Annotated in this window: 29 protein-coding genes and 1 tRNA gene; 18 read left to right on the plus strand and 12 right to left on the minus strand. The window is 64.5% G+C overall.

Going from position 1 to position 26,266, the window contains the following annotated elements; genetic code table 11:
- The first annotated feature begins 85 nt into the window (after nucleotides 1-85).
- From proB to J2R99_RS11520, 11 genes are all read left to right on the plus strand, one after another.
- Nucleotides 86-1,201 (plus strand): glutamate 5-kinase, encoded by a 1,116-nt coding sequence (gene proB / locus J2R99_RS11470; protein WP_092810597.1) that lies wholly within the window; start codon nucleotides 86-88, stop codon nucleotides 1,199-1,201.
- 96 nt (nucleotides 1,202-1,297) lie between these two features.
- Entirely contained in the window at nucleotides 1,298-1,510 is a 213-nt protein-coding gene (locus tag J2R99_RS11475; RefSeq protein WP_307154612.1) for a hypothetical protein, read from the plus strand.
- A 34-nt stretch (nucleotides 1,511-1,544) separates the two neighbouring features.
- On the plus strand, nucleotides 1,545-2,153 hold the full coding sequence (locus J2R99_RS11480) for a Fic family protein (protein WP_307154613.1): 609 nt from the start codon (nucleotides 1,545-1,547) through the stop codon (nucleotides 2,151-2,153).
- A gap of 74 nt (nucleotides 2,154-2,227) precedes the next feature.
- Nucleotides 2,228-3,514, plus strand: coding sequence for a glutamate-5-semialdehyde dehydrogenase (locus J2R99_RS11485; protein ID WP_307154614.1), 1,287 nt, complete (start codon nucleotides 2,228-2,230; stop codon nucleotides 3,512-3,514).
- Between the two features lie 51 nt (nucleotides 3,515-3,565).
- On the plus strand, nucleotides 3,566-4,162 hold the full coding sequence (locus J2R99_RS11490; RefSeq protein ID WP_307155687.1) for a nicotinate-nucleotide adenylyltransferase: 597 nt from the start codon (nucleotides 3,566-3,568) through the stop codon (nucleotides 4,160-4,162).
- A 227-nt stretch (nucleotides 4,163-4,389) separates the two neighbouring features.
- Nucleotides 4,390-4,776, plus strand: a complete 387-nt coding sequence (gene rsfS, locus J2R99_RS11495) for a ribosome silencing factor (RefSeq protein ID WP_092810605.1) — start codon at nucleotides 4,390-4,392, stop codon at nucleotides 4,774-4,776.
- Between the two features lie 19 nt (nucleotides 4,777-4,795).
- Nucleotides 4,796-5,275 carry a 23S rRNA (pseudouridine(1915)-N(3))-methyltransferase RlmH gene (rlmH, locus tag J2R99_RS11500; RefSeq protein WP_307154615.1) on the plus strand — a complete coding sequence of 160 codons (480 nt, stop codon included), beginning with the start codon at nucleotides 4,796-4,798 and terminating at the stop codon, nucleotides 5,273-5,275.
- A 43-nt stretch (nucleotides 5,276-5,318) separates the two neighbouring features.
- Nucleotides 5,319-6,791 carry a murein hydrolase activator EnvC family protein gene (locus J2R99_RS11505; RefSeq protein ID WP_307154616.1) on the plus strand — a complete coding sequence of 491 codons (1,473 nt, stop codon included), beginning with the start codon at nucleotides 5,319-5,321 and terminating at the stop codon, nucleotides 6,789-6,791.
- On the plus strand, nucleotides 6,788-8,116 hold the full coding sequence (locus J2R99_RS11510) for a S41 family peptidase (protein WP_307154617.1): 1,329 nt from the start codon (nucleotides 6,788-6,790) through the stop codon (nucleotides 8,114-8,116). Before J2R99_RS11505 ends, J2R99_RS11510 begins: the two co-directional genes overlap by 4 nt.
- A 51-nt stretch (nucleotides 8,117-8,167) precedes the next feature.
- On the plus strand, nucleotides 8,168-9,385 hold the full coding sequence (locus J2R99_RS11515) for a divergent polysaccharide deacetylase family protein (protein WP_307154618.1): 1,218 nt from the start codon (nucleotides 8,168-8,170) through the stop codon (nucleotides 9,383-9,385).
- Nucleotides 9,386-9,393: 8 nt separating this feature from the next.
- The gene (locus J2R99_RS11520; protein ID WP_307154619.1) at nucleotides 9,394-9,909 is read left to right on the plus strand and encodes an RNA pyrophosphohydrolase; all 516 of its coding nucleotides are present in this window, start codon (nucleotides 9,394-9,396) and stop codon (nucleotides 9,907-9,909) included.
- 49 nt (nucleotides 9,910-9,958) lie between these two features.
- Here J2R99_RS11520 and J2R99_RS11525 read toward each other — a convergent pair whose 3' ends face one another.
- The 7 genes from J2R99_RS11525 to J2R99_RS11555 all read right to left on the minus strand — a co-directional run bounded on the left by J2R99_RS11525 (nucleotide 9,959) and on the right by J2R99_RS11555 (nucleotide 17,187).
- Entirely contained in the window at nucleotides 9,959-11,410 is a 1,452-nt protein-coding gene (locus J2R99_RS11525) for a M48 family metalloprotease (RefSeq protein WP_307154620.1), read from the minus strand.
- A gap of 76 nt (nucleotides 11,411-11,486) precedes the next feature.
- Nucleotides 11,487-12,278, minus strand: a complete 792-nt coding sequence (locus J2R99_RS11530; RefSeq protein WP_307154621.1) for a thermonuclease family protein — start codon at nucleotides 12,276-12,278, stop codon at nucleotides 11,487-11,489.
- An 8-nt stretch (nucleotides 12,279-12,286) separates the two neighbouring features.
- On the minus strand, nucleotides 12,287-12,493 hold the full coding sequence (locus J2R99_RS11535) for a hypothetical protein (protein ID WP_307154622.1): 207 nt from the start codon (nucleotides 12,491-12,493) through the stop codon (nucleotides 12,287-12,289).
- Nucleotides 12,490-13,842 carry an amidase gene (locus J2R99_RS11540; RefSeq protein WP_307154623.1) on the minus strand — a complete coding sequence of 451 codons (1,353 nt, stop codon included), beginning with the start codon at nucleotides 13,840-13,842 and terminating at the stop codon, nucleotides 12,490-12,492. Before J2R99_RS11540 ends, J2R99_RS11535 begins: the two co-directional genes overlap by 4 nt.
- 18 nt (nucleotides 13,843-13,860) lie before the next feature.
- On the minus strand, nucleotides 13,861-15,282 hold the full coding sequence (locus J2R99_RS11545; RefSeq protein WP_307154624.1) for a TRAP transporter large permease: 1,422 nt from the start codon (nucleotides 15,280-15,282) through the stop codon (nucleotides 13,861-13,863).
- Nucleotides 15,279-15,983, minus strand: coding sequence for a TRAP transporter small permease subunit (locus J2R99_RS11550; protein ID WP_307154625.1), 705 nt, complete (start codon nucleotides 15,981-15,983; stop codon nucleotides 15,279-15,281). Before J2R99_RS11550 ends, J2R99_RS11545 begins: the two co-directional genes overlap by 4 nt.
- A 70-nt stretch (nucleotides 15,984-16,053) precedes the next feature.
- Nucleotides 16,054-17,187: a TRAP transporter substrate-binding protein gene (locus tag J2R99_RS11555; RefSeq protein WP_307154626.1), complete on the minus strand. Its 1,134-nt coding sequence runs from the start codon at nucleotides 17,185-17,187 to the stop codon at nucleotides 16,054-16,056.
- A 409-nt stretch (nucleotides 17,188-17,596) separates the two neighbouring features.
- Here J2R99_RS11555 and J2R99_RS11560 point away from each other — a divergent pair.
- From J2R99_RS11560 to J2R99_RS11570, 3 genes are all read left to right on the plus strand, one after another.
- Nucleotides 17,597-17,673, plus strand: a tRNA-Arg gene (locus J2R99_RS11560).
- Between the two features lie 196 nt (nucleotides 17,674-17,869).
- Nucleotides 17,870-18,304, plus strand: a complete 435-nt coding sequence (locus J2R99_RS11565; protein ID WP_307154627.1) for an Xre family toxin-antitoxin system antitoxin — start codon at nucleotides 17,870-17,872, stop codon at nucleotides 18,302-18,304.
- Entirely contained in the window at nucleotides 18,304-18,765 is a 462-nt protein-coding gene (locus tag J2R99_RS11570) for an RES family NAD+ phosphorylase (RefSeq protein WP_307154628.1), read from the plus strand. Before J2R99_RS11565 ends, J2R99_RS11570 begins: the two co-directional genes overlap by 1 nt.
- A 35-nt stretch (nucleotides 18,766-18,800) precedes the next feature.
- Here the strand turns inward: J2R99_RS11570 and J2R99_RS11575 are convergent, their stop codons facing one another.
- Nucleotides 18,801-19,181, minus strand: a complete 381-nt coding sequence (locus J2R99_RS11575) for a tautomerase family protein (RefSeq protein ID WP_307154629.1) — start codon at nucleotides 19,179-19,181, stop codon at nucleotides 18,801-18,803.
- Between the two features lie 97 nt (nucleotides 19,182-19,278).
- Between J2R99_RS11575 and J2R99_RS11580 the strand changes: the two genes are divergently transcribed.
- Entirely contained in the window at nucleotides 19,279-20,157 is an 879-nt protein-coding gene (locus tag J2R99_RS11580; protein ID WP_307154630.1) for a LysR substrate-binding domain-containing protein, read from the plus strand.
- Here the strand turns inward: J2R99_RS11580 and J2R99_RS11585 are convergent.
- Nucleotides 20,150-20,551, minus strand: a complete 402-nt coding sequence (locus J2R99_RS11585; protein WP_307154631.1) for a DUF2177 family protein — start codon at nucleotides 20,549-20,551, stop codon at nucleotides 20,150-20,152. The genes J2R99_RS11580 and J2R99_RS11585 overlap by 8 nt on opposite strands.
- A 193-nt stretch (nucleotides 20,552-20,744) precedes the next feature.
- Between J2R99_RS11585 and J2R99_RS11590 the strand changes: the two genes are divergently transcribed.
- Genes J2R99_RS11590 through J2R99_RS11600 form a run of 3 tightly spaced genes read left to right on the plus strand, consistent with a single transcriptional unit; the run spans nucleotide 20,745 to nucleotide 24,147 of the window.
- The gene (locus tag J2R99_RS11590; RefSeq protein ID WP_307154632.1) at nucleotides 20,745-22,133 is read left to right on the plus strand and encodes an NAD(P)/FAD-dependent oxidoreductase; all 1,389 of its coding nucleotides are present in this window, start codon (nucleotides 20,745-20,747) and stop codon (nucleotides 22,131-22,133) included.
- A complete protein-coding gene (locus J2R99_RS11595) occupies nucleotides 22,130-22,933 on the plus strand; it encodes a DUF1365 domain-containing protein (protein ID WP_307154633.1) in 804 nt (267 codons plus the stop codon). Before J2R99_RS11590 ends, J2R99_RS11595 begins: the two co-directional genes overlap by 4 nt.
- A complete protein-coding gene (locus tag J2R99_RS11600) occupies nucleotides 22,930-24,147 on the plus strand; it encodes a class I SAM-dependent methyltransferase (RefSeq protein ID WP_307154634.1) in 1,218 nt (405 codons plus the stop codon). Before J2R99_RS11595 ends, J2R99_RS11600 begins: the two co-directional genes overlap by 4 nt.
- 3 nt (nucleotides 24,148-24,150) lie before the next feature.
- Here the strand turns inward: J2R99_RS11600 and J2R99_RS11605 are convergent, their stop codons facing one another.
- From J2R99_RS11605 to J2R99_RS11615, 3 genes are all read right to left on the minus strand, one after another.
- Nucleotides 24,151-24,936 carry an SDR family NAD(P)-dependent oxidoreductase gene (locus tag J2R99_RS11605; RefSeq protein ID WP_307154635.1) on the minus strand — a complete coding sequence of 262 codons (786 nt, stop codon included), beginning with the start codon at nucleotides 24,934-24,936 and terminating at the stop codon, nucleotides 24,151-24,153.
- Nucleotides 24,937-25,046: 110 nt separating this feature from the next.
- Nucleotides 25,047-25,538, minus strand: a complete 492-nt coding sequence (locus J2R99_RS11610; RefSeq protein WP_307154636.1) for a TlpA family protein disulfide reductase — start codon at nucleotides 25,536-25,538, stop codon at nucleotides 25,047-25,049.
- The gene (locus tag J2R99_RS11615) at nucleotides 25,538-26,263 is read right to left on the minus strand and encodes an ABC transporter ATP-binding protein (RefSeq protein ID WP_307154637.1); all 726 of its coding nucleotides are present in this window, start codon (nucleotides 26,261-26,263) and stop codon (nucleotides 25,538-25,540) included. Before J2R99_RS11615 ends, J2R99_RS11610 begins: the two co-directional genes overlap by 1 nt.
- Nucleotides 26,264-26,266: the final 3 nt, after the last annotated feature.

Here is a 26,266-nt window from a genome sequence, read left to right on the forward strand (position 1 = left end):
TCATGAGGCGGGTTCTGCCTGGCGTGGCCATGTGGGCAAGCGTGGAAAGGCCTGGCTGCGGAGCCGAGGCTCGGGCGAGGGGGCAATGAGAAAGCTATCGGGTTACAAGCGCATCGTCGTCAAAGTGGGCTCGGCACTTCTGGTGGAGCGCGGCGGCGGCGTGCGCCGCGACTGGCTCGGCTCGCTTGCCGCCGATCTGGCAGCTTTGCGCCAGGAAGGGGCCGAATGTCTCGTCGTCTCGTCCGGGGCGATTGCGCTCGGGCGCGGGCGGCTTTCCCTCAACGGCCGGCGTTTCAAGCTGGAAGAAGCGCAGGCTGCCGCGGCCGTCGGCCAGATCGCGCTTGCGAAAGCCTGGGCGGAGGAGCTGCAGACGCGCGAGATTCACGCCGCGCAGGTGCTTCTGACATTGGGCGACACCGAAGAGCGGCGGCGCTATCTCAATGCGCGCGCCACTTTGACGACGCTTCTCGGCATGGGCGTCGTGCCGGTCGTCAACGAGAACGACACGGTGGCGACCACGGAAATCCGCTACGGCGACAATGACCGGCTGGCGGCGCGCGTCGCGGCCATGGTCGGCGCCGATCTTCTGGTGCTTTTGTCCGACGTCGACGGGCTTTATTCGGCCCCTCCGGCGCAGGACGCCAATGCCCATCTCATTCCGGAGGTGACGGCGATTACGCCCGAGATCGAGGCGATGGCAGGCGATGCCGGCTCGGAATTGTCGCGCGGCGGCATGCGCACCAAGGTCGAGGCGGCCAAGATAGCGGTGGCGGCCGGTGCTGCCATGGTGATCGGCTCCGGCCATCACCTCAATCCGCTGACGCGGATCGACAGCGGGGCGCCCGTCACCTGGTTCCGGCCGCAGACGACTCCCGCCACGGCGCGAAAAGCTTGGATTGCCGGTCATCTGGAGCCGAAAGGCTCGCTCAGCCTCGATGCGGGGGCGGTGAAGGCGCTCAGGGCCGGACGTTCATTGCTGCCGCCGGGCGTCAGCGGCTTTTCCGGTCATTTCGCACGCGGCGATACGGTGCTTCTCGTCGATCCGGACGGCATCGAGATCGGCCGCGGCATCGTCGGTTACGATGCCGACGAGGCGGCGCAGATCATCGGGCACCAATCGAAGGAAATCTCCGAAATTCTCGGCTATGTGCGGCGCTCGGCGATCGTCCATCACGACGATCTCGTGCTCCGAGAGACGTGAGTGGCCGACAAGCAAAGGGGATACGCTGCCTGACGCGTGTCACTTGCCGGCAAGGGTTGTTGGGATATGGTTCTTTAGGACTTGTTGGAGGGACGGATGGCCGAACGAAAGGCAGCCCTGAAGCGTGCGCCCGATCGACCCGAATTGCGTGCGCGCTTGGAGCAAGCGAAGAATGTCGTGATGACGGATGAGCAAATTCTCGAGCAGCGGGCCAGTTTCGCCTATGGGAATGCGCCACGAGGATCTCGAATAACCAAGGAATCCGCCAAGGAGGCGGCCGGACATATTCGGATCCGAAACCCCGCCTGATTAAGTGGTTCGGCTTCCTGTCGAGGTCGATGATATGCTGGTCCTGGAAGAAGAGAACGGCGATCTGTACGTGCGGATGCAGGAGCAAAATCTTCTGCGCCAGTACGACTACATGACAAACTGCATCGAGATCGGGCTGCAGCAGGGACGTGCCTTCGACAAATACATGTTGTGGGTGCTCAACCATATCGCGGTTGCCAACATCTCGGCATTCGGCGGGCGCTATCGGGAGGAGCCCATTTACGTTGGCGACCACAAGCCGCCGCATTTCAAAGATGTCGGCGAGTGGATGGACCGTTTCATCTCCAACGTGCATGAAAACTGGTACATTTGGAGCCCGACCGAACTCGCTGCATACGGGTTATGGCGTTTGAACTGGATACACCCGTTCGTCGAGGGCAACGGCAGAACCGCGCGAGCGGCCAGCTATTATCTTCTTTGTGTTCGCGCGGGGGCTTTGCTGCCGGGCCGGAAGATTCTCCCAGAGCGCATCCGCGAGGACCGGCGTGGGTATGAAAACGCTTTAGCCGCAGCCGATCAGGCTTGGGAAAAGGGCCATCTCGATTTCACCGAGATGGAAGATTATCTGGCTGCGCTGGTGCAGGCGCAGCTGGATGACGAGGGCCTGCCCTATCAGCGATAAGGCGCCGCGCCTTGCTCCTCTTGCGCCTGCCGCGCTAACAGCACTTGTTCCCCTCCAAAAACGTGGAGACGAAGATGGTTTTCGCAGCCCTGCGACAGAACAACGACGCCGCTGCCTTGATGGCTGAGATGGGCATTCGTGCCCGTGCGGCTTCGCGACCGCTGGGGCTTGCGACGACGGAGGAGAAGAATACGGCGCTTCGCGCGATGGCGGATGCCGTACGCGGACGGGCCGATGAAATTCTGGATGCCAATGCGCGCGACATGCAGCGCGGCGAGGCGGACGGGCTCGCCCCGGCGATGCTCGACCGGCTGAAGCTCGATGCGGCGCGCATCGAGGCGATCGCCAGGAGCCTTGAAGAGGTGGCGGCGCTTCCCGATCCGGTCGGCGATGTGATCGCCTCCTGGGAGCGGCCGAACGGGCTCAAGATTTCGCGCGTGCGCACGCCGCTCGGCGTCATCGGCGTGATCTATGAGAGCCGGCCGAACGTCACCGCCGATGCGGGTGCGCTCTGCCTCAAGGCAGGCAATGCCGTGATTTTGCGCGGGGGCTCGGATTCGCTCGAGAGCTCTTCGGCGATTCATGCCTGCCTCAGCGAGGGGCTGCGCGTCGCGGGGCTGCCGGAGGATGCGATCCAGCTCGTGCCGCTGCGCGATCGTGCGGCCGTCGGCGAAATGCTTGCAGGCCTCGCCGGCAATCTCGACGTCATCGTGCCGCGCGGCGGGCGCAGCCTGGTGGAACGGGTGCAGAAGGAGGCGCGCGTGCCGGTCTTCGCGCATCTGGAAGGCGTCTGCCACGTCTATGTGCATGAGGCGGCGGAGCTGCAGATGGCGGTGGACGTGACCGTCAATTCCAAGCTGCGGCGCACGGGCATCTGCGGCGCGGCGGAGACGCTTCTCGTCGATCAGGCCGTTGCCAAGACGCATCTCGAGCCGATCCTGTCGGCGCTTTCGATGGGCGGATGCGAGATCCGCGGCGACGAGAGCGTGCGGGCGCTTTTCCCGCAGGCCCATGCGGCGAGCGAGGAGGACTGGCCGAAGGAATATCTCGACAAGATCATCGCCGTGAAGGTGGTGGACGGCGTCGAGGCGGCGAGCGAGCACATCGCCCGCTACGGCTCTGGGCATACGGAGACGATCATCACTGAGGATGAGGCGGCAGCCCGCCGTTTCATGGCGCTCGTCGATTCCGCCATCGTGCTGCACAACGCCTCCACCCAATTTGCCGATGGCGGCGAATTCGGCATGGGGGCGGAGATCGGCATCGCGACGGGGCGGATGCATGCGCGCGGGCCCGTGGGCGTGGAGCAGCTGACGAGCTTCAAGTATTGCGTCTTTGGCAGCGGCCAGACGCGGGCCTAGGCGCGAGGCGAAGCGATCTCCCGTTCGTTCCACACTGCCCGCGACAGCCGGATTTACGAGGGCCTCCCGCCGCATGGGCGGGGGCAGCGGATCGGGCTTTATGGCGGCTCGTTCAATCCGCCGCATATCGGGCACCGGCAGGTGGCGCTCCGGGCGCTGCGGCTGTTGCAGCTCGATCAGGTGTGGTGGCTGGTGACGCCGGGCAATCCTTTGAAGGCACCGCATGGCTTAAAGCCGTTGCGGGAGCGCCTGGAAGCGACGGCGCGGATCGCGAGCCATCCGCGTTTCAAGGTGACGGCGATCGAAAATCGCTGGCACATCCGCTTCACGGCCGATCTCGTGGCGCGGCTTGCGACACGCGAGCCGGCGACGCGCTTCGTCTGGATCATGGGCGGCGACAATCTCAAGAACTTTCACCTATGGGAAAGCTGGCAGGAGATCGCCGCAAGCGTGCCGATCGCCATCGTGCCGCGGCCGGGTTCTTTGAGTGCGCCGCTTGCCGCGCCGGCGGCTCGGGCCCTCGCGCCTTATCGCCACGGCAACGAATCGGCGGCCTGCCTCGCCGACCGGCCAGCCCCCGCTTTCGTCGTTCTGCCGGGTCCGCGCACGCCTGTCTCGTCGACGGCGCTGCGTGCCGCGAGTGGCTGATGTGTGCTAAGACCATGCCGCAAAGCGCGATTTTTCGCGTCACATCGTCCATGACAGGCCTCTCCGTGAGAGATTGGACTTGAAACTGTCATGGTCTCGTTTCTATCTTTATGGGGTGACACAACGTCACCGTAGGCATGTGGCTTACTTTTGGCCCGGCCTATTCACGGCAGGAAGGAAAGAGGATCTTACTCCTGACTACTAGCCAGAGCGAGGCGAGCATTCCGATGTTTGCGCCTCACGCGTCTCATGCCGGCGCCAACCTTATAGCGGCGGATGAGCTGAAAACCGTCCTCTCGAGCCTGGATGATGCGAAGGCCGAGGACGTTGTGACCATCGACATCGCCGGGAAATCCGCTTTGGGGGATCACATGGTGGTCGCCTCGGGGCGCTCGCATCGCCATGTCGGCGCCATCGCCGAAAGGGTGATCAGCGAGCTCAAGGGCCTCGGCCACAACATTCCCCGCGTCGAAGGGCTGCCCCATTGCGACTGGGTGCTGATCGATACCGGGGACGTGATCGTCCATGTCTTCCGTCCGGAAGTGCGTGAGTTCTACAACCTGGAAAAGATGTGGTCGGCGGAGCCCTATGCGGAGCGTCGCGTCCAGGGCTGAGTAGGCCGGGTCACAAGCGTTGCAGATCTTTGTTCTCGCGGTCGGCCGGATGAAGGCCGGACCGGAAGCCGACCTTGCGGCCCGCTATCTCGAGCGGGTCGGCAAAGGCGGCCGATCGGTCGGTATCAGCGGGATCAGCGTGCGCGAAATTGCCGAATCCTCCGCCTCCCGGGCAGACGACCGCAAGGCGGAGGAGGCTGCGAGCCTGAAGAAGCTCGCGGCGGGATATCCGATCGTGGCGCTCGACGAGACGGGTCGCAATCTCTCATCGGAAGATTTTGCTGGGCTCATCGGCGGCGAGGCGGAAAAGGGCGTTTCCGGCCTTTGTCTCGTGATCGGCGGGCCGGACGGGCTCGATCCGAGCTTGCGCGAAGAAGCGATCGCGGCCATCGCCTTCGGGCGCATGACATGGCCGCACAAGCTCGCCCGTGCCATGCTCGCCGAGCAGGTCTACCGGGCCGTCACCATCTTGAGCGGGCATCCTTATCACCGCGCATGAGAGGCGCCGGCGAGAACGCACTTGACCGAAAGAGCGTCCACGAGTGTCTCTCCAAAAGGCGTGGCGCAAGGCCCTGATCGACTGGCATCGTGAGACGGTGACGAATCACTCTCCGACATATCGGGCGCGGATCCTGAGGAACGGCATTCGGGCGATGGCGCTCGTCTGCGTCGCTCTGCCGCTCGCGCTCGGGCCGAGTTTCGCCACCGAGACGGAGGTGCCGGACGAGGCGGCAATCCCGGCTGATGAGGCGGCGGTCACGGGGGAGGGGGTGACAGAGGGAGGCATGTCTCTGTCCGCGGAAGCCCGGCGCCGGGCGCGAGCGGCCGAGCTCGAAGCGGTGCGCCGGTCGATCGAAGTCTCCAAGAAACGGCAGGAAGCCTTGCGTCGCGAAATCGAGGCGGTGGAAGCCGACCGGGCGAAGCTCAGCAGCGAGCTGATTGCGACGGCGCAACGGCTGCGCCGGGCGGAAAACAGCATCCAGGACACCGAAATCCGCCTCGACCGGCTGCAGGCCAACGAGGACGGGGTGCGCCAGTCGCTGGAAGCGCGGCGCGAAGTCTTGGGCGAAGTGCTCGCGGCCTTGCAGCGCATGGGCGGTACGCCGCCGCCGCCGATCCTGTCGCGGCCGGAGGATGCCTTGAAGGCGATCCGCGGTTCGATCCTCGCCGGTGCCGTTCTGCCGGATATTCGCGTGGAGGCGGAGGCGCTTGCCGCCGATCTCGCCGAGCTCACACAGCTCAAGGCGCGGATCGAAGAAGAGCATGAGGACCTGAAGAAGCAATATGCGACGCTCGGCGAGGAGCAGACGCGCATCAACCTGTTGATCGAATCGAAGAAAGAGCAGCGCCAGAGAACCGAGGCCGCACTCACCGACGAACAGAAGAAAGCGTCGGCGCTCGCCGAAGATGCGAGCGGGCTTGAAGACCTGATCGGTTCGCTGGAGAAAGAGGTGGAGGCCGCGGCAAGGGCCGCCGAAGAGGCGCGCCGGGCCGAGGAAGCCGCCCGCAACAAGACGCCCGAACAGGCGGCGCGCGACCTCCAGGACACGGCGCGCATGGCGCCGGCCGTTGAATTCGACAAGGCGCGCGGGATTTTGCCGCTGCCGGCGGCGGGCCCGATCCTTACGCATTTCGGCGAAAGGGACGAATTCGGGGCGCATGCCGGCGGGATTTCGATCGCCACACGCCCGGATGCGCGTGTTGTCTCACCCGCAGACGGGTGGGTCGTCTATGCGGGCCCGTTCCGCAGCTACGGGCAGGTCTTGATCCTGAACGTCGGGAGCGGATATCATGTTGTTCTGGCTGGGCTTGAGCGCATAGATGTGGCACTTGGCCAGTTCGTGCTGGCCGGAGAGCCGGTCGCGGTTATGGGCGCAGAGCGGCTTGCAAGCCTTAGTGATATTGACCACACTTCCGCCCAGCCCGTTCTATATGTCGAGTTTCGCAAGGATGGACGGTCGATCGACCCGGATCCGTGGTGGGACCGGCGCGAGCAAAAAGAGGTTCGAGGATGATGCGTAAGATGGGCCTGCTGGCCGCAGGTGCGGTGGTTGGCGCGGTGGCCATGGGCGCTGTCGTGCAAGTCGGGCAGACCGGTTCGGCGACGGCCGCTTCCTCTGAAACCTACCGCCAACTCAACCTTTTCGGCGACGTCTTCGAACGGGTGCGCAGCGATTATGTCGAAGAGCCTTCCGAGAAGGATCTGATCGAGGCTGCGATCGACGGGATGCTGACCTCGCTCGATCCCCATTCGAGCTATCTCGACCCGAAGAGCTTCCGCGACATGCAGGTGCAGACGCGCGGCGAGTTCGGCGGCCTCGGCATCGAGGTGACGCAGGAAAACGATCTCATCAAGGTCGTGACGCCGATCGAAGATACGCCTGCCGACAAAGCGGGCGTGCGCGCCGGCGACGTGATCACGCATCTCGACGGCGAGCCGATCGCCGGTCTGTCTCTGCGTGAGGCCGTCGATCAGATGCGCGGTCCGGTGAATTCCCCGATCACGCTCACGGTCCGCCGCGAGGGCGTCGAAAAGCCGCTCGACATCAAGATCATCCGCGACATCATTCAGGTGCGCTCGGTGCGCGACCGCGCCGAGGAGGATGTCGGCTATATCCGCATCACGCAGTTCAACGAGCAGACCGCCGACGGCCTCAACGACGCCTTCAGCGAGCTGAAGAAGGAAATCGGCAAGGACAAGCTCAAGGGCTATATCCTCGATCTGCGCAACAATCCGGGCGGTCTTCTGGATCAGGCGATCGCCGTGTCGGACGACTTCCTCGACAAGGGCGAGATCGTCTCAACGCGCGGCCGCAAGGAAGACGACGTGCAGCGTGCGACGGCGCGGGCCGGCGACAAGGCCGACGGCAAGCCGGTCATCGTTCTCGTCAACGGCGCTTCCGCTTCGGCTTCGGAGATCGTGGCCGGTGCGCTGCAGGATCATCGCCGCGCGACGATCGTCGGGACGCGCTCCTTCGGCAAAGGCTCGGTGCAGACGATCATTCCGCTCGGCCGCAACGGGGCAATCCGGCTGACGACGGCGCGCTACTACACGCCTTCGGGCCGCTCGATCCAGGCGAAGGGCATCGAGCCGGACATCGAGGTCGTGCAGGAGCTGCCGGAAGAGCTGAAGGGCAGCGAGGAAGCGACGGGCGAGGCCAATCTGCGCGGCCATCTGTCGAGCGAGGACGGCGAGGAGGAGAAGGTCTCCGCGGCGTCGGCCTATGTCCCGGCGGAGGCCAAGGACGACAAGCAGCTGCAATATGCGCTCGATCTTCTGCGCGGCATCCAGGTCAACAACCGGTTTCCGGCAGACCCGTCCCAGGGTATACCTAACTGACGAATCAGCGGGGCATTTCGCCCCGCTGCATGAGCCAGCCGACGGGAATCGATGGCGGCCGACGAGCTCAATGCACCTTTGAAGCGCCCGGCGCGGCCGGTCCGAAAAGGACGGCTGCGCTGGCTTTTCTATGTTCCGCTGGTTCTTGCCGGGGTGGTGTTCGTCACCGCCTTGATGTGGACGGCGCTCGTCGATGATCCCGATGGCGGGCGCGCCTTCGCGGTCGCCGAAGTGAAAGGCGCCGGGCCCGAAACCACCGGCAGCATCGACAAGACCTCCGTCAAGGATGCGCGCCGTCAGGCGCTCGCGGCCCCCGGCTGGGAGATGGAGGCGGGCGTGACCGCCCCGTCACATGCGGGCTCGCTCTTCACCGACCCGGTGCCGTCTGACGCGGCCGCTTCTTCCGAGCCGCAAACGGATTTTGAACGCATGCAGGCGGCGTTGCAGCAGGCGCCGACGAGCACAGCCTTCTTTGCCGGTGCACCGCTTCCCGAATTGCAGGAAAGCTCCGCCTATGGGCCGCTGCCGCGCATCGGCGACGATGGCACGCTGCCGCGCGAGGCCTATGCGCGCCCGGCCTATCTCGCTCCCGATCAGCCGCATATCGCCATCATCGTCGGAGGCCTCGGCATCAGTCAGACCGGCACGCAGCGCGCCATCCGGGCCCTTCCGAGCGACGTTACCTTTGCGTTTGCCGCGACCGGATCGAGCCTCAATCGCTGGGCCGGCGATGCGCGCGCCGACGGACACGAAATCCTGCTGCAGGCGCCGATGGAGCCTTTCGGCTATCCGAGCACCGATTCGGGCGAGCATACGCTGCTCGTCAGTGCCAAGAGCGGGGCCAATGCGGACAGCCTTGCCTGGATTTTGAGCCGGACGGGCGGCTATACCGGCATCATGAATTATCTCGGCGGTCGGTTCACGGCCGAGGCAGATGCGATGCGGCCGCTTCTCGCCAGTCTCGGCGAGCGCGGCCTTCTTTATGTCGACGACGGCAGCTCGGATTTGAGCGTTGCCGGGCGGCTCGGCCCGTCTCTCGGCACGCCGGTCGTGGTGGCCGACCGGATTATCGACAAGCAAAGGCAGCCGGCTCTGGTTGCGCAGGCGCTCGACGATCTGGAGACGATCGCACGCCAAAAGGGGTGGGCTGTGGGCGTCGCTTCGGCCTTCCCGTCGACCGTTTCGGCACTGGCGGAATGGATGCCCGAAGCGCAAGCGCGCGGGATCGCATTCGTGCCGGTGAGCGCGCTGGCGCAGCAAGAGGAATGAACGGAAACATGTTGCATGAAACCGGCTTTGCGGAGCCGCTTGAAGGTTATCGCCCGTGTGTGGGCCTCGCCGTTTTCAACGCCGACGGGCTCGTCTTCGTCGGGCGCAGGACCGGCGGCGAGGAGAGTGTCTCCTCCGGCTATGCCTGGCAGATGCCGCAAGGCGGCATGGACCCTGGCGAGACGCCGCTGGAGGCGGCCAAACGCGAGCTCTATGAGGAGACGGCGATGCGCTCCGTCTCGCTTCTCGCCGAATCCCCCTTGTGGTGGCACTACGATCTGCCGGAAGAACTCTGTCGTTCCGCCTGGAAAGGGCGCTATCGCGGACAGACGCAGAAATGGTTCGCCTTCCGCTTCGAAGGCGATGAGGGCGAGATCGACGTCGGCCCGCGCGACGGCCACAAGGCGGAATTCCTGCAATGGCGCTGGGAGCGCCTGGAGAATACGCCGGAATTGATCGTGCCGTTCAAGCGCGACGTCTATGAGCGGGTCGCCTCAGCCTTCGCCGGGTTCGCGGCTTCCTGACCGGCGGCGCAGGCTCTCTCAAAGGGCGCGCCGCCCGAAAATCCCTACCTCAATCGGAAATGACTTTGACCATGCGGCCGGCGCCGAGAGGCTCGTCGTCAGTGAGGCCGTTGAGGATGCGGAACAGCTCTTCGCCTCTTTCAACGCCCTTCATGCGGGTGGCGAGGCTTTTCACCGTGTCGCCGGGATTGGTGATGACGAGGTCTATCCTGAGCGGCCGCAGGCGCGCCACCTCCGCCGGATCGAGGCGGTGGAAGCTCGTAAGCGTCTCAGACAGGGCCGCATCGATATCCCCGGCGCTGCCGCGCTGAGCGAAGATGAAGCGGTAGATGGATCTGCCGAGCCGGATCGCGCCGATGCGGAACTGCCAGTCGCCGGCAACGGCATTGGCGACAGCGGCGGAGAGGCCGTTGACGGTGCGCGGCTCGATCGATCCTTCTTCCAGACCGTTGATCCAACCGGAGGCGAGATAGGATTCAGGGCTCTGGTTGTCGGCGGCCTTCACGCCGTCGAAGCGCATGGCCGTATCGCGGCCCGCCGCGGCCAGAACCGCCTCGCGCGTGTTTTCCAGGCGATATGGCGGGGGCACCTTGAAGCCGATGGCAAGGCGCGGATGCAGGAATTCGCGGCCGCGCACGAAGCCTTCGGACGGATCGTCGCCATAGACGAGGCCGTCGATCGCCTTGAGATAGGGAATCCGCCCCTGTTCGCCGACGCCCGGCGCCCCGAACTGGCGCGCCGCCTTGACGACGAGCGCGCGCCGTTCAAGGGCCGCCGGATGCGAGGACAGGAAGTTCTGCGCATCGTCCTTCTCGCCGCTTGCCGAGCGGAAGGCCGCATAGCGCTGCAATTTGTCGAGGAAGCGGGAGGCTGCGAAGGGGTCGTAACCGGCGCGGCCGGCGATCTGCACGCCAGTTCTGTCGGCCTCGGCCTCCTGATCGCGGGAGAAGCTCGCCAGCGTCATGCGCGAATTGAGACGCGCGGACTGCCCGGCCTTGGAATCGGAGAGGACGTCGGTCGCGACGCGTTCCACGAGTTCGCTCGTCTGGGCCTTCTGGGCGCGCGCGATGGCGTGCTTCAGGATGACATGCGCCATTTCGTGCGACAGGACGGCGGCCACCTCGGCGCGGTCGTCGGCAAGCGCGAGCAGGCCGCGGGTGACGTAGACATAGCCGCCGGGCAGCGCGAAGGCATTGGCGACCGGCGAATTCAGGATGGTGACGCGGTAGCTGCGGCCGGGCTCGTCGGAAGCTTCGACCAGGCGTTTGACGATCTGCTCGGTCTCGCGCTGTACGTCGGGATCGCTGTAGACGCCGCCATATTGGGCGAGAACGCGCTGATGCTCGCGCGCGCCGATGGCGCTTTCGGCCGGCGACACTGTGGGGCCCGCCTGAGGCAGGGCTGCGACCGGTTCGACACGGCCGAGCTGGCTCGGAGACGGTCCCAATTGGCAACCGCCGAGCAAGGCGACGACGAAAAGAGAGAGCAACGACCTGCGCATACCAACGCCCATGCGCGTCTTTCGGTCGCAAATCAAGCTCTTGAACATCACCCTTGGGGCCCTCTGTTGCGAAACCTCAGCGGTGTTGCAGCCCGTCCATCATTTCAAGCTGCGAGGACCTTCGCAGCAGCAGCATCGGGCCGCCTTTCTCCTCCAGGAAGCCGCGCAGACGGACCGTCTTTCCGGCCAGGCCCAGAAGTTGCTGCTCCCCGCCGAAAACCGGGACGTCCCGGCCGTCAATCTCCGCCGTGAAATCGTGCGACCAGTCGCGTCCGAAATTCAGATAGGTGCGATAAGGCCGGTTCCCAACAGAAATGATGGTCCCTTCCACTATGCCGTAACGGCCATATTGTGACGAAAGCGCCGCTGCGTCTCTTGCCTGGCGGACGAGGCCCGGGGTTTTCCAGATGCCGCGGCCGGCTTTTCGTGCCTCTTCTTCCGCCGCGAAGAGACGTGTGGCGCAGGTCTCGCCGAGAGCGTCGCCCGCAAAAGGAACCGCGACGGCAAGGCCTTGCCGGAGAAGCTCCTCCTGCAGGAAGACGCTGTCGGTCATGATCCAAGCGGGGATGCGGTTCCAGCGGTCGGGCTTTTGCGAGAGCGGGACCGCCCGGGCGGTTGGCGAGGCCAGGAATTTGTTGATTGCCGCCAACATCGGCTCGTCCGGCAGGCTTTCGGCGAGAAGCGACGGCGGAGCGATGCCGGCGAGCGTATAGCTTGTCGTTTGCGTGACGATCGTGCGCGGCTCTGTGGCGTGAGCGGTCGCGAGACTTTCACCGCCGGAGAGGGCGCAATTGTCCGCCCGCGCCGGCAGGGGGGCGGCGAGAAGCATGAGGCAGAGAAGGGCGACATGCGTCCCTGGACGGGGCATCTCAGAATTCAGGCGTCGCTCTCGCCTTGCGCGCGCTCTTCGGCCCGCCGCTGCCGCCATGGATGGCCCCAGAAATCATAGGCCGCCATTGCGACCACAATGGTGAGGACGATGATGAGGTCCGGTTCGCGCACCCACCAGGCGATGATGAAGAGGAAGAGGGCGAAGCCTGCCAGCGCCAAGAGGGCCAGGATGCGGTTGCTCCAAGCGTTCATGAGCGTTCCTCCGGCTCGGGAGATGCCGCGACATGATCCATCAGCCAGCGCGCGGTGCGCAGGAGACGCCCTTCCTGGCCGCGGGCACCGACGATCTGGATGCCGAGCGGCATGCCGTTTGCCCCGTTTGCCAGCGGCAGGCTGAGAGCCGGCACGCCGCAGAGCGACCAGATGGTGTTGAAGACGGGATCGCCGGTCGTCGTCAGATCCGCAGGCGCCTCGCCGGGGGCGGCCGGCGTCAGGATGGCGTCGTAGCGCGCGAAGACGCGATCGAGCCCGGCATTGAGGATGTTGCGCCAGTCGAGGGCTGCGAGATAGTCGACGGCCTTGATTTCGCGGCCTTCGTCGATCGCGTCCTGCATATGCCGGCTGAGCTGATCCCAGCCGCGCTCCGCCCAGGGGCGGAGATTGCGCGCAAAGCCCGCCATCATCAGCCGGCGATGGGCCGGATGGGCGTTGGCGAAGGCGGCGGGAAGCTCGACCTCGTCGCATTGATCGCCGAGGAGGCCGGCGAGCTCCTGCATGGCGCCCTGCATATCGGCATCGGCCTTGTCCCAGACAGGCGTCTTGATGAAGGCGAATTGCGGTTTGACCGGAGGCGCGCTCCGCGCCGTCTCCAGAAGCCGGTCGCGGGCGATCGGATGCGTGTCGTGGTCGCCGGCATCGTAGCCCTGGAGCACCTCGGCGAGGAGGGCGGTATCTTCCACCGAGCGGCCGAAGACGCCGATCGTGTCGAGTGGTTCCGATTGCACGATGAGGCCGGTGCGCGGGATGACGCCGTGGCCCGGCTTGAAGCCGACGACGCCGCAATAAGAGGCCGGCCGCAGCATCGAGCCGTTGGTCTGCGTGCCGACCGAGAGCGGCACCATGCCGGCGGCGACGGATGCGGCGGAGCCGGCCGAGGAGCCGCCCGGCGTGCGTGTCGTGTCATGCGGATTGTGGGTCTTCGTGGGGGCGAAATAGGCGAGCTCGGTCGTCGTCGTCTTGCCGAAGAGGACGGCGCCTTCCGCCCGCAATTTTGCGGCGACGAAGGCATCCTGGCGCGGGCGGCGGCCGGCATCGAGCACGGTGCCGTTTTCCGTCGGCATATCGGCGGTGTCGATGATGTCTTTGAGCCCGACCGGCAGGCCGTGGAGGCGGCCGATCGGCTTGCCGGCCTTGCGCCAGTCGTCGAGACGCTGCGCCTGGGCGAGGACATGGTCGGCATCGAGGAAGGCGAAGGCTTCGATTTCGCCTTCCTTCTCTGCGACGCGGGCAAGACAGGCCTCGGCGACGGCAAGCGCGCTGATTTCGCCGCGGGCGATGCGGTCGCGCAACTCGCAGGCATCCAAGGTTCGTTCGGCCGTCATCTCGTTCTCCCCATTCGCTCACCGTCCGTAAACGAGATTCGGCAGCCAGAAGACCACCCCCGGGAAGACGTAGATGAGCGCCATGGCGAGGATGACCATGCCGAGGAAGGGCATGCAACCCTTGAAGATCTCGACGAGCTGCACGTGCGGCGGGGCGATGCCCTTGAGGTAATAGGCCGACATCGCCATCGGCGGGGTGAGGAAGGAGGTCTGCAGGTTGAGCGCGACGAGAATTCCGAAGAACAGGGGATCGATGCCGAAATGCGGCAGGAGCGGCAGGAAGATCGGCACGAAGATGATGATGATCTCCGACCATTCGAGCGGCCAGCCGAGCAGGAAGATGATGATCTGGGCGAGGATCAGAAAGACGATCGGCGAGATGTCGAGGCCGGTGACGAAATCGGAAATGACCTGTTCGCCGCCGAGATAGGAAAAGACGGAGGAAAACGTCCACGAGCCGACGAAGAGCCAGCAGACCATGGCCGAGGTTCTGACCGTCAGATAGACGGATTCCTGCAACCGCTGCCAGGTGAGGGCACGGTAGGCGAGAGCGAGAATGAGGCCGCCGAGGGCGCCGACCGCTGCGGCCTCCGAAGGGGTGGCAAGGCCGAAGAGAATGGCGCCGAGCACCGAGAGGATGAGGATCGCCAGCGGAAAGAAGGAGGTGATCAGAAGCCACAACAAGGCGAAGCCGGAGACCTGCATTTCTTCGGTTTCGGGCGGGCGCGGTGCGATCTTCGGATTGAGCCAGGCGCGGCCGACGACATAGAGGACGTAGAGGCCGGCAAGCAGCAGCCCCGGCAGGAGCGCGCCAGCATAGAGCCGGACGATGGAGACGCCCGAGGTCGCCGCATAGACGATCAGCATGATCGAGGGCGGGATGAGGATGCCGAGCGTGCCGCCGGCGCAGATGACGCCCGAGGCGAAGCTCGTATTGTAGCGGGCGTTGAGCATCGCCGGGAAGGCGAGGAGTCCCATCAGCGTGACCACGGCGCCGACGATGCCGGTGGCGGTGGCAAAGAGCGCGCAGGTGATGAGGGCGGCAACCGCCATCGAGCCCGGGATGCGCTTGGCTGCGATCTGAAGCGTGGAGAAGAGGCGGTCGACGATGTTGGCGCGCTCGACCACATAGCCCATGAAGAGAAAGAGCGGCACGGCGGTCAAGACGTCGTTCGACATGACCGAATAGGTCTGATTGACGAAGAGATCGAAGATGCGGTTGTTGAAGAAGCCGCTGAGCCAGGTCTCGATGCGGGTCCACAGATCGGCCCCGTCGGTGAGGGCGCGCTCGTAGAGGCGCCATTGCCGGTCGGCGTCGAAATAGGCGTAGTAGCCAAAGCCCACACCAAGCGCCATCAAGGTGAAGGCGATCGGAAAGCCGAGCATGATGGTGAAGATGAAGATGCCGAGCATCGCCACGGCGATTTGCGGGTCGGTCATCTTTCGCGTTCCGTGCCGGGGCTGTTTCGTGACCGATCGGGCGGCCCGTCATCGTCGCGGCGGCCGCGGTGCAGGCTCTGGCGGGTCTGACCGGCCGGCAGGACGATGTCGATCGCCTCGCCACCATGGTGGAGAATGTCGCGCTCATGCTCCTTGATGAGCTGCTCTTCGAGTTCCTCCACATCGCTTTCATGCTGCGGCCAGGCGCCCCGGCGGATGCACAGGATGCAGCGGAACACCTGGGCGATGCCCTGCTGGAAGAGCAGGATGCCGGCGGCGACGATGATGAGCTTGAACTGGAAGATCGGCACGTTGGCCGGGCTCATCACGCTCACCTCCATGTAGCGGAGCGAGCGCGAGGCGTATTTCCAGCCGGCGAAGATGAGGGCGAGAATGCCCGGAAAGAAGAACAGGAAATAGAGGACGAGCTCGACGATCGCCTGGGTGCGCGGGCGCCAGAGCCGATAGACGACATCGCCGCGCACATGGCCGTCGCGCGACAGGGTGTAGGCGCCGCCCATCATGAAGAGCGCGCCGTACATCATGTAGGAAATGTCGAAGGCCCAACTCGTCGGCGTGCCGAGCGCATAGCGTACGAAGACCTCGTAGCCGACGCCGAAGGTCATGACGAGGATCGACCAGGCAAAGGCCTTGCCGAACCAGGCGGAGACCCTGTCGGCGAAACGGATATAGGCTTCCATCGGAAAACCGCTTGAGATCGGGCTGCGGATCGGGAGAGGGGCGGGGGCATAAAACCCCCGCCGGACGGTCTCAGAAGCCGAGCTTGCCGGGGAAGTAATGCTCGTAGGCGAGCTTGTAATTCGCCTGGTTCATCAGGCTGTAGAAGGCGACGCGCTCCGACCACGCCTTCTGGCTGTCGACCACCTTGGCGAAGAACTCGTCCTGCATCAGGCCTTCGAGAACGGTGTCCCAGGATTCAAGCTGGGCTGCCATGATGGCGTCCGGCGTGCGCGAGACGGTGACGCCGTCTTCGTTGATGAGGCCCTGCAGGTCCTTCGAATACTGATCCATGGCGAGGCCGTAATTGGCGGTGTTCGCCGCCTCCGCACCGTATTCCAGGATCGCCTGGAGATCGGGATCGAGGGAATCGAAGAGATCCTTGTTGAAGGCGATCTCGAAGAACTCCGCCGCCTGGTGGTAGGAGCCGAGCATGTAGTTCTTCGACACGTCCTGGGCGCCGAAACGTCGGTCGGAGGTCGGGTTGTTGAACTCGAAGGCCTCGATGACGCCGCGTTCCAGCGCCGGCACGATTTCACCGCCCGGAAGCTGCGTCACCGACAGACCCATGCCCTGCATGATGTCGGTGGCAAGGCCGACCGTGCGGTATTTGAGGCCCTTCATCTGATCGACGGAGGTGATTTCCTCATTGAACCAGCCGAGCGGCTGGGTCGGCATCGGCAGGGCAAAGAAGCCGACGATGTTGAGGCCCAGAACGTCCTGGACGAGCTCGCGGTAAAGGTCCTTGCCGCCGCCGAAATGGATCCAGGCAAGGATCTGCGACGCGTCGGCGCCGAAGACCGGGCCGGTGCCGAACAGGGAGGCGGCCTTGTTCTTGCCGTACCAATAGGCGGTCACGGTGTGGGTGGCGTCGATGATGCCGTCGGCGACAGCATCCTGGACCTGGAAGGCCTGAACCACGGCGCCCGCCGGCAGAAGGTCGATCTTCAGTCGCCCGCCCGACATCGCTTCGACGCGGTCGGCATATTGCTTGGCCATGTCCTGGAAAACGTCCGAGGCAGGCCAGGACGACTGCATCTTCAAGGTTTGCGTGCCCTGGGCGGAGACGATGGCCGGAGCGGCGAGAGCGCCTGCTGCGCCCCCCGCGGCGAGGGTTCCGGCCTTCAAGAAAGATCGGCGCGATACGGGCGTTTTGTTCTCAGACATGTTTCCTCCCGGATGTCGTTTCCGGCTTTTGTCGCCGGTCTTTTGCTTGCCGGCATATCTGAGCCTGGAAAACGCCCGAGTTCAAGTAGAAGTCTTGAACGAATGTAGAAAGACAATGTCACGGAGCGGTGAAGAGGGACTGTAATGGGTGGCGAATCCGCGGAATATTCTAAGATAACGATCGGTTTCTTTAACTCGTAAACGGTTTGACTTACGGTGCTGTGTGGAGGTGAACAGCCTGAGTGATGCGGGGGCGACGGCCGCGCGGTAAGATCCCGACAAATCTCTGCGGGGCGCGACAGAAGAGGAAGCCCGCGGGGCTTGTTCGCTCTTCTTCGAGACGGTAGATAGCAGGGGCTTGGCGCCTGTGCCCGTCGGCCGCGTGCCGGGGCTCGGGTGCGATCGATCAGGCCCCGTAGCTCAGCAGGATAGAGCATCGGATTCCTAATCCGAGGGTCACAGGTTCGAATCCTGTCGGGGTCACCATCTTTCCCAGAATTGCAGCCCGCAGCGTCATCGTCTGCGCATTCTTTGCTTGATGCCCTGGAGTGCTCCCGCTCCGGTATCGAGAACGGCGCGCGTTCTTCGGGTCAGGCCTGGGCTAATGCCGTATCGTTCGTCTTGATTGCGGCAAGGTGCCGACTTATTCTCGGCAAATTGCCGTTTTGATGCGAGGTGCAGCATGTCGATGTTGGTTGAGGAGGTCGCCCGCAAGCTCGGAGGGGCGTCCGTCCTCGGCAGCGCCGTGCGGACGCAGGCGGAGCTCGCGCTGGCGGTTCAAAACAGGTTGCCGCTCGCAGCCTTGAAGGGGCTGGCTGAGGCCGGATTGAGCGAGCAGGAAATCGAGCGCTTCGTTCTTCCGCAGCGCACGAGACGCCATCGCAGCGAGAAAAAGCAGAAGCTGACCGTTGAGGAGTCCGACCGCGCGGTGCGGCTGCTCCGCATCCAGACCGTCGCAGAGGAGACGTTCGGGGACAGGGAGACGGCCCATATCTGGCTTCGCCGGCCCCTTGCGGAGCTTCACGGCGAAACGCCGCTCGTGATTGCGCAGACGGAAGCCGGCGCGCGCGTCATCGAGACGATTCTTGGCAAGATCGCCTGGGGTGCGGCGGCGTAATGCTGCTGTGGCGGCTGTCGGGCGAAAGTCATGCGCAGGCCTTCGACGGTGGATACGGCCTTCTCTTCGACGGGCGCTGGAACAGCGTCGGGCATGCCGTGACTTACTGCGCCACCTCTCCGTCGCTCTGCGTCTTGGAAAAGCTCGTCCATGTCGAAGATCCGGCTTTGCTGCCAAAGCTGGCGATGGTGCGCTACGAGGCGCCTGACGATATGGCCGCGGAGACGGTGGAACTCGCCGAGATGCCATCCGATTGGCGGCGCCGGGAGAGCTGGACGCAGCAGCGCGGCGACATCTGGCATCGCGCGCTGTCGTCCCCGCTTTTGAAAGTGCCCTCCGCGATCGTGCCGATCGAGGGATCGCCGGACGTGAACGTTCTCATCAATCATCGGCACCCCGAGGCCTCAGACATCAGAGTGATCGGCTTTGAGCCGTTCGTGCTCGACGTGCGTCTGTTCTGAGGTCGCGGTGGCGCCAGGACACGAGCTTCCCGCCCTCAGACGAGCTGGGCCTCGCCCCGGCCAAAGGACCAGTTTTCCGTCTCCACTTCGACGAGGCTGATGAAGACGTCTTCCGGACGCACGCCTGGAGAGCGGGCGAGGCGATCGGTGATGCGGCGGTAAAGCGCCTTCTTCTGCTCCCGCGTGCGCGTGCGGCTCACCGTCATCTGAATGAGCAGGAAATCATCCGATCGCTCGATGCCGAGATAGGAGCGCCCGAACCATAGCGTGTCCTCATCGTGTTCGCAGAGGGCCATGAAGCGATCGTCTTCGGGGACATCAAAGGTCTCGCGCATCGCCTCGTAGACCTCCGCCATCAGCGCTTTCTTGTAGGTCTGCGTCTTGCCCTTGCGCAGGGCGATCCTGGTCACCGGCATCGATCTCTCTCCTCGACTGATTGCGATTGTCGAAGGTTATCGTCGGCACTATGATCGGAGAAACGAATTTATACTATCTCAGAAATTGGAAAGTCGAATGATAAAGGGCCCCAGCCTCGATCTCGACTGCGTGCGGGCCTTCGCCGTCGTCGCCGATGCGAAGAGTTTTACCGCCGCGGGCAAGGCGCTCGGCGCGACGCAGTCGACGATCAGTATGCGCATTCGCAAGCTCGAGGAGCGTCTCGGCAAGAGGCTTCTGGAACGCAATCCGCGCTCGGTCGCGCTGACCCGCGCGGGTGCGGATTTTCTTGAGGATGCGCGGCGCGTGCTGGAGGTGCATGACGAGGCGGCGCAGCGCGCGCTCGGCCAATCGACGAAGACCTCCTTCGTGCTCGCGATCAGCGACCATGCCGCGGGTGGCCTGCTGCCGCCGATCCTGGCGGCGTTTCGGCGGGATATGCCCGACATTCGCCTTGCCGTTCATGTCGGTTCGTCGAACATCCTTTTTCGCGCCTTCGAGGAGGGGCGTTTCGATGCCGTCATCGGCCGATCCGGCGATCTCGGTAGTGAGGGCCGGCATTTGATGGACGATCGGCTCGTCTGGCTGGCGGCGGCCGATTTCGTCTGGGCAGCGCCGGAGCCCTTGCCGCTTCTGGCGCTCGCCTCACCCTGCGAGATCCGCGATATCGCCGTCTCGGCGCTTGCTTCGGCCGGCGTGCCGTGGCGGACCGCGTTTCTCGGGACCGGCGTAGGTGCGATCCAGGCCGCGGCGGAAGCCGGGCTCGGCGTGGCATGCCTGGAGGCTCGCAATGTGCCGAGCCATTGTCGCGTTCTCGCCGCCGAAGACGGCCTGCCCGCTCTTCCGCCCACTCGGATCGTGCTGCGCATGCGCGACGAGAGCACCCAGGCGAAGGCGATTGCAGATGCACTCGTCGCGGCTTTTGCGAACGTTCTGGAGAGGCCGCGGCTCAGCTGATCCAGCGGGTCAGAAGATAGCCGATCAGCGCCGAGAAGCCGGTGAGGAAGGTGCCCCAGCAGATGTCGACGATGCTGACGGAGACCGGCCAGTCGCGCAGGGTGGCGAGATTGGTCATGTCGTAGGTGCCGTAGGCGATGAAGCCGAGGATGGCGCCGGCGACGAGCGCCGTCGTCCAGCCGCCGCCGTTGATGGCGGGCCAGACGGCGAAATAGATGATGCCGAAGACGTAGACGAGATAGAAGAGCCCGGCGACGGCGAGATCCGGTTTTGCCGCCATCAGGTCGCCCAGCCGGTCCTTGTAGAAGGTGCCGCCCATCTGGCTCAGCCACACGAAATCGAGGCCGAAGAAGACGACTGCCGTCGCAATGTAGGCGGTGAGAGATGTGGGCATGGAAGATCCTTTCGGGACGGCCTGGCAGATGGGGCGACATGATTTGAAGTGCGGTCTTGAGAATACATACGCGCAGCGGTCCGTGCCAGTTCAGGAGTTTCTAGAAAATCGACCGGCTTTTTCACGCGCCACCAAAGTCGGAGGCAGGATTTTTACCTGAAGCCGTTATCGTGGCCGTACGGAAGGGGCGGATATGCAACGATTCGTGGATGACGGGCCGGGGGCTGCGGCGGAGGGTGCCGGGGTCGGCAAGGTCGCGGTAATCGGCAGTGGGATTTCGGGCCTGTCGGCCGCCTGGCTTCTGCGCCGGAGCGGGCGGCAGGTGGTTCTTTATGAGGCCGAGGCGCGGCCGGGCGGGCATTCCAATACCCTCGTGCTGCCGCCGGACAAGGGCGGGATCGCCGTCGATACCGGTTTCATCGTCTACAACGCCGCCAATTATCCCAATCTCGTTGCCATGTTCGACCATCTCGGCGTGGCGACTGAGGCCTCCGACATGTCGTTTGCCGCCTCGCTCGACGGGGGGCGGCTTGAATATTCCGGCACCGGTCTCAACGGGCTCTTCGGCCAGCGCAGCAATCTCGTGAAGCCCCGCTTCTGGTCGATGCTGCGCGATCTTCTGCGCTTTTACCGCGAGGCGCCGGCGCTGATCGGGCAGGAGAGGGCGCGTTCTCTGACGCTCGGGGATTACCTTTCCGAAGAGCGTTACGGAAAGCCTTTCGTCGAAGACCATCTTCTGCCGATGGCAGCCGCGATCTGGTCGACCACGGCGGAGGAAATGCGCGCCTATCCGGTGCTCGCTTTCGTGCGCTTCTTCGTGAGCCACGGCCTGTTGCAGCTGAAGGACCGTCCGGCCTGGCGCACGGTGAGCGGCGGCAGTCGTGAATATGTGACACGCATGCTCGAGGGTTTCGGCCCCGATCTCAGGCTTGGCACGCCGGTCGCGGAGGTGACGCGGCAGGCGGACGGTGTCACCATCGTCGACGACAAGGGCAACAGGGAGCGCTTTGCGGCCGTCGTGATCGCAAGCCATGGCGACCAGGCGCTCAAAATGCTGGGCGATGCCGACGATGACGAGCGTGCCACGCTGTCGGCCTTCTCCTACACGCAGAACCGCGCCGTTCTGCACCAGGATGCGGGCCTGATGCCGCGACGGCGGCGCGTCTGGTCGAGCTGGAACTATGTCGGCGAGACAGTCGCGGAAACGGCGGAGGGGGCAGACCCGAAGCTCTGCGTCACCTATTGGATGAACCGGCTGCAGAACCTCGATCCGGCCTGTCCGCTGTTCGTGACGCTCAATCCCGTGCGCGAGCCGGCTGCCGAGAGCGTGATCGAAGAGTTTTCTTATCAGCATCCGCTGTTCAATTCGGCCGCCTTGCAGGCGCAGCGCGAGCTCTGGCGTCTGCAGGGGCGCCGCAACACCTTCTTCTGCGGCTCCTATTTCGGTTACGGCTTCCACGAAGACGGGCTGCAGGCGGGATTGGCGGCCGCGGAGGCGCTTTCCGGGGCGCGCCGGCCGTGGAAGGTTGTCGCACAATCTGGTCGGATCACACTTTCGCCCCATCTTGAAGTGGCGCAATGACGTTTCGATCCGCCATCTATGCCGGCGATGTGGTGCACAGCCGAATGCGGCCTCGCCGCCACCGCCTGCATTATCGTGTGTTCTCGCTGCTCGTCGATCTCGACGAACTCGAGAGCCTCAGCCGGCGCTTGCGGTTTTTCGGCTATAACCGCTTCGCGCTGTTCAGCTTTTACGATGCCGACCATGGTCGCGGGGAGGCCGGCGGCTTGCGCGGTTGGGTCTCAGAGCGCCTCAAGGAGGCGGGCATCGATGCCGAAGGCGGGCGGGTCGCGCTCCTCACCTATCCGCGGGTCTTCGGCTATGTCTTCAACCCGCTCAGCGTCTATTTCTGCTACGACATGAACGAGCGGCTCGTCGCGATCCTGCACGAAGTGTCGAACACGTTTTCCGAACGGCACACTTATGTGATCCCGGTGACGGGAGAAAAGCGGGAGACGATCGAGCAGGCCTGCGACAAGCTCATGTATGTGTCGCCGTTCATCCCGATGGATTGCCGCTATCATTTTCGTATCACGCCGCCCGAGGACCGGGTTCTCGTGCGCATCGCCGAGGAAGACAGCGAGGGACCGCTTCTCATCGCCTCGTTCGCCGGCGAAAAGCGCGCCATGAGCGACCGGGGGCTCTTCAGGGCCTTCCTGTCCTATCCGCTGATGACGCTGAAAGTGACGGGCGGCATCTATTACGAGGCGCTGCGCCTGTGGTGGAAAGGCATGCCGCTCTTCCGCCACGAAAAGGCGCCGCAGCGTTACGCCTCCACAATCGTCCTGCCGCAAGCCCAAAATGGAGACAATCCGCAATGAGCCACGCCGAACGCCGGTCCTCCGCATGGCCGGCGCTCCCCGCCGCTCTTTGGTCGCGCCTTGCACGCCAGATCGTCGACCGGATTGCGGTCGGCGAGCTGACGCTGCATTTCCCCGATGGCAGCCAGATGACAGCTGCCGGCGCCGCCGCCGGCCCGCATGCCGTCATGCATATCCATCGCGGCCGGTTCTTTCTGCGCCTCATCAACAGTGGCGCGATCGGGCTCGCCGAGGGCTATATCGCCGAGGATTGGTCGTCGCCCGACCTTGAAGCGGTGCTCGAACTCGCGCTCCTCAACGAGCCGGCCGTCGGCAACGCCGTGGCACTCAACCGCCTGCAAGGGGCGTGGGAGCGCCTGCGTCATCTCGGCCGTGCCAATACGCGGCGCGGCAGCCGGCGCAACATCGCCGCGCATTACGATCTCGGCAATGCCTTCTACCGGCAATGGCTCGACGAGACGATGACCTATTCGGCGGCGCTGTTCGGGCACTCCGACATGGATCTCGCCGAGGCGCAGCGGGCGAAATACCGCCGCATCATCGATGCTTTGAAGCTGAAGCCGGGAGAGCGAGTGCTCGAGATCGGCTGCGGCTGGGGCGGCTTTGCGGAGCTCGCCGCGAAGGAGGCGGATTGTCATGTGACCGGCCTCACCTTGTCGCGCGAGCAGGCGGCCTTCGCACGCGAGCGGCTCGCCGGCGCGGGGCTGGGCGAGAAGACGGAAATCCGTCTGGAAGATTACCGCGATACGGCCGGCTCCTACGACAAGATCGTCTCAATCGAGATGTTCGAGGCGGTCGGCGAGGCCAACTGGGGCACCTTCTTCAACGTCGTCCATCGCCGGCTGAAGGAGAACGGGCGTGCGCTCATCCAAGTGATCACCATGGACGAGACGCGCTTCCAGCATTACCGCAAGAATGTCGATTTCATTCAGCGCTACGTCTTTCCGGGCGGCATGCTGCCGCCGCGCTCCACTTTCGAGAGCCATGCGCGCGAGGCGGGCTTCGACGTCGGCGATGCCTTCTTCTTCGGACGCGATTATGCCGAAACGCTGCGGCGCTGGGAGAAGGCGTTTCTCGCGCACTGGCCGGCGATCTCCGAGCTCGGCTTCGACGAGCGCTTCCGCCGCCTGTGGCGCTATTATCTGACCTATTGCGCCGTCGGCTTCAAAGGCGGGCGCGTCGATGTCGGCCAGTTCCTTTTGGCGCGCGGGTGAGCCTCATTTGGGGATCATGAAGCGCGTCAGAAGAAAGAGCAGCGGATAAGGCAAAGCGCGCAGGAACTTCATCGAAAGCGCCATTTGCCATGGGAAGACGATCTCGAAGCGCCTCTTCTCAAGCCCCGAGACGATGGCATCGACGGCGCGATCGACCGGGATCAGGAAGGGCATCGGGAAGCTGTTTTTTTCGGTGAGCGGCGTGTCGACGAAACCCGGATTGATGACGGTGATCGCGACGCCCTTGCGCTTCAGCTCCGGCTCAAGCGATTCAGCCAGTGCGATCAGCCCCGCTTTGGTGGCGCCGTAGGCGCCAGCCGTCGGAAGGCCGACATAGCCGGCGACGGAGGCGACGATGGCGATATGACCACGGCCTCTTTCCATGAAGCGCGGCAGAAGAGGCGCAAGCCCGTGGACCGTGCCCATCAGATTGACTTCGACCGTCTGGCGGAATTCGTCGACCGAGAAATCCTCCACCTTGCGCTGATCGTAGGTGCCGGCGTTGAGAACGGCGAGATCAAGGGGGCCGAGCGCGTCTTCGATCGCGGTGACGGCCTCGGCGGTCTTGTCCTTGTCGGTGACGTCGAGGGGGAAGGCGAGAATGTCTCCCTCAAGCCCAGAAGCTTCTGCGGCGAGCGATTCCAGCTTGTCGGCGCTGCGGGCGCTTGCCGCGACCTTCCAGCCTTCGCGCGCCAGCCGGAGCGCCAGGGCCCGGCCGATGCCGGTGCTCGCGCCCGTGATCCAGGCATTGCGCTCTGCGTGTTGACCCCGCGTCGATCCGATTTCCATGCAGCCTCCCGTTCGCGCGCCCGAATATGCGGCCGCTTCGGCCTTGAAAGTGTCGCGGCGCGGGGCGAGGGCAATGGGGAGGCGTGCAATGCTCCCGCGCAGATTGCAGATCAGAGCAGCGCTTCGACGTTTTCTTCGAGTTCGTCCTCGGTCATCGGGCCGGGCTTCCAGGCGCGCACGATGCCCTCGCGGTCGACGATGACAGAGGTCGGAACGGCGATGACGCGGTAGCGGCGCGAGGTGATTTCGAGCTCGTCGGAGAGGAGCGGGAAGCTCACGCCGATGCGCCTTTGCGCGTCGTGGATGACCTTCTGGCTCTGGCCGACATTGACGGCGAGGATTTCAAAGCCGTCCTTCTTCAGGCGCTGATAGACCTTGTCGTGCTCCGGCATTTCGCGCAGGCAGGGGCCGCATTCGGCGCGCCAGAAATTTACGAGCACGACCTTGCCGCGATAATCGGCGAGATCGACGGGTTCGCTGTCGTCGTTGAGCGCGGCGATCGCCGGCGCTTCCTGGCCGACTTCCGCCGTCTCGTCCTTCTTGTTGCAGCCGCAAAGGGTGACGGTGGCCGACAAGGCCAGAACGCAGATGAGCCGGATCATCACGCCACCTCGGACGCACGGCGGACGCGGCGGCCGTGTTCGAACCAGATGGTGCGGTCGGTGAGGCGGCCGAGTTCCGGATTGTGGGTGATGAGGACGATGACGCGGCCTTCGCGATGAAGCTCGGAGAAGAGCTCCATGACAAGATGTTCGTTCTTGGCGTCGAGATTGCCGGTCGGCTCGTCGGCGAGGATCAAGGACGGCTCGTTGATGAGCGCGCGCGCGATGCAGACGCGCTGCTGTTCACCGCCCGAAAGCTGCGAGGGCAGGTGATGGGCGCGGTCGGCGAGGCCGACACGTTCGAGCGCCCGCGTCGCCCCCTCCGCATCCACGACCGAATGGTAGTGCTGCGCCAGCATGACGTTTTCCTGAGCGTTGAGATACGGGATCAGGTGGAATTGCTGGAAGACGAGGCCGATGCGCTCGCGCCGCATCACCGCGCGTTCCTTCTCCGTAAAGGTCGACACGTCGATGCCGTCGAGGAGGTAGGAGCCCTCCGTCGGCGTGTCGAGGCAGGAGATGAGATTGAGGAAGGTCGTCTTGCCGGAGCCCGACGGGCCCATGACGGAGACGAACTCGCCGGCGCGGATGGTGAGGTCGATGTGATCGAGCGCGGTGACCGTGCCGAAGCGTTTGGTCAGGCCGCGCGTCTCGATAACGGGACGGGCATGGCTTTCGGAGTTCGCCTCGAACTCCTCCAGCTCGTCGCTCGAAGCCTGGAGCATGGT

This window comes from Rhodopseudomonas julia, from assembly GCF_030813515.1.
Lineage (GTDB): Bacteria > Pseudomonadota > Alphaproteobacteria > Rhizobiales > Afifellaceae > Afifella > Afifella julia.

Bases quoted from the DNA above. Each gene is read 5' to 3' on its own strand.
- proB (WP_092810597.1), top strand. From the start codon at position 86: ATGAGAAAGCTATCGGGTTACAAGCGCATCGTCGTCAAAGTGGGCTCG.
- J2R99_RS11475 (WP_307154612.1), top strand. From the start codon at position 1,298: ATGGCCGAACGAAAGGCAGCCCTGAAGCGTGCGCCCGATCGACCCGAA.
- J2R99_RS11480 (WP_307154613.1), top strand. From the start codon at position 1,545: ATGCTGGTCCTGGAAGAAGAGAACGGCGATCTGTACGTGCGGATGCAG.
- J2R99_RS11485 (WP_307154614.1), top strand. From the start codon at position 2,228: ATGGTTTTCGCAGCCCTGCGACAGAACAACGACGCCGCTGCCTTGATG.
- rsfS (WP_092810605.1), top strand. From the start codon at position 4,390: ATGTTTGCGCCTCACGCGTCTCATGCCGGCGCCAACCTTATAGCGGCG.
- J2R99_RS11510 (WP_307154617.1), top strand. From the start codon at position 6,788: ATGATGCGTAAGATGGGCCTGCTGGCCGCAGGTGCGGTGGTTGGCGCG.
- J2R99_RS11515 (WP_307154618.1), top strand. From the start codon at position 8,168: ATGGCGGCCGACGAGCTCAATGCACCTTTGAAGCGCCCGGCGCGGCCG.
- J2R99_RS11520 (WP_307154619.1), top strand. From the start codon at position 9,394: ATGTTGCATGAAACCGGCTTTGCGGAGCCGCTTGAAGGTTATCGCCCG.
- J2R99_RS11525 (WP_307154620.1), bottom strand. From the start codon at position 11,410: ATGCGCAGGTCGTTGCTCTCTCTTTTCGTCGTCGCCTTGCTCGGCGGT.
- J2R99_RS11530 (WP_307154621.1), bottom strand. From the start codon at position 12,278: ATGCCCCGTCCAGGGACGCATGTCGCCCTTCTCTGCCTCATGCTTCTC.
- J2R99_RS11535 (WP_307154622.1), bottom strand. From the start codon at position 12,493: ATGAACGCTTGGAGCAACCGCATCCTGGCCCTCTTGGCGCTGGCAGGC.
- J2R99_RS11540 (WP_307154623.1), bottom strand. From the start codon at position 13,842: ATGACGGCCGAACGAACCTTGGATGCCTGCGAGTTGCGCGACCGCATC.
- J2R99_RS11545 (WP_307154624.1), bottom strand. From the start codon at position 15,282: ATGACCGACCCGCAAATCGCCGTGGCGATGCTCGGCATCTTCATCTTC.
- J2R99_RS11550 (WP_307154625.1), bottom strand. From the start codon at position 15,983: ATGGAAGCCTATATCCGTTTCGCCGACAGGGTCTCCGCCTGGTTCGGC.
- J2R99_RS11555 (WP_307154626.1), bottom strand. From the start codon at position 17,187: ATGTCTGAGAACAAAACGCCCGTATCGCGCCGATCTTTCTTGAAGGCC.
- J2R99_RS11565 (WP_307154627.1), top strand. From the start codon at position 17,870: ATGTCGATGTTGGTTGAGGAGGTCGCCCGCAAGCTCGGAGGGGCGTCC.
- J2R99_RS11570 (WP_307154628.1), top strand. From the start codon at position 18,304: ATGCTGCTGTGGCGGCTGTCGGGCGAAAGTCATGCGCAGGCCTTCGAC.
- J2R99_RS11575 (WP_307154629.1), bottom strand. From the start codon at position 19,181: ATGCCGGTGACCAGGATCGCCCTGCGCAAGGGCAAGACGCAGACCTAC.
- J2R99_RS11580 (WP_307154630.1), top strand. From the start codon at position 19,279: ATGATAAAGGGCCCCAGCCTCGATCTCGACTGCGTGCGGGCCTTCGCC.
- J2R99_RS11585 (WP_307154631.1), bottom strand. From the start codon at position 20,551: ATGCCCACATCTCTCACCGCCTACATTGCGACGGCAGTCGTCTTCTTC.
- J2R99_RS11590 (WP_307154632.1), top strand. From the start codon at position 20,745: ATGCAACGATTCGTGGATGACGGGCCGGGGGCTGCGGCGGAGGGTGCC.
- J2R99_RS11595 (WP_307154633.1), top strand. From the start codon at position 22,130: ATGACGTTTCGATCCGCCATCTATGCCGGCGATGTGGTGCACAGCCGA.
- J2R99_RS11600 (WP_307154634.1), top strand. From the start codon at position 22,930: ATGAGCCACGCCGAACGCCGGTCCTCCGCATGGCCGGCGCTCCCCGCC.
- J2R99_RS11605 (WP_307154635.1), bottom strand. From the start codon at position 24,936: ATGGAAATCGGATCGACGCGGGGTCAACACGCAGAGCGCAATGCCTGG.
- J2R99_RS11610 (WP_307154636.1), bottom strand. From the start codon at position 25,538: ATGATCCGGCTCATCTGCGTTCTGGCCTTGTCGGCCACCGTCACCCTT.
- J2R99_RS11615 (WP_307154637.1), bottom strand. From the start codon at position 26,263: ATGCTCCAGGCTTCGAGCGACGAGCTGGAGGAGTTCGAGGCGAACTCC.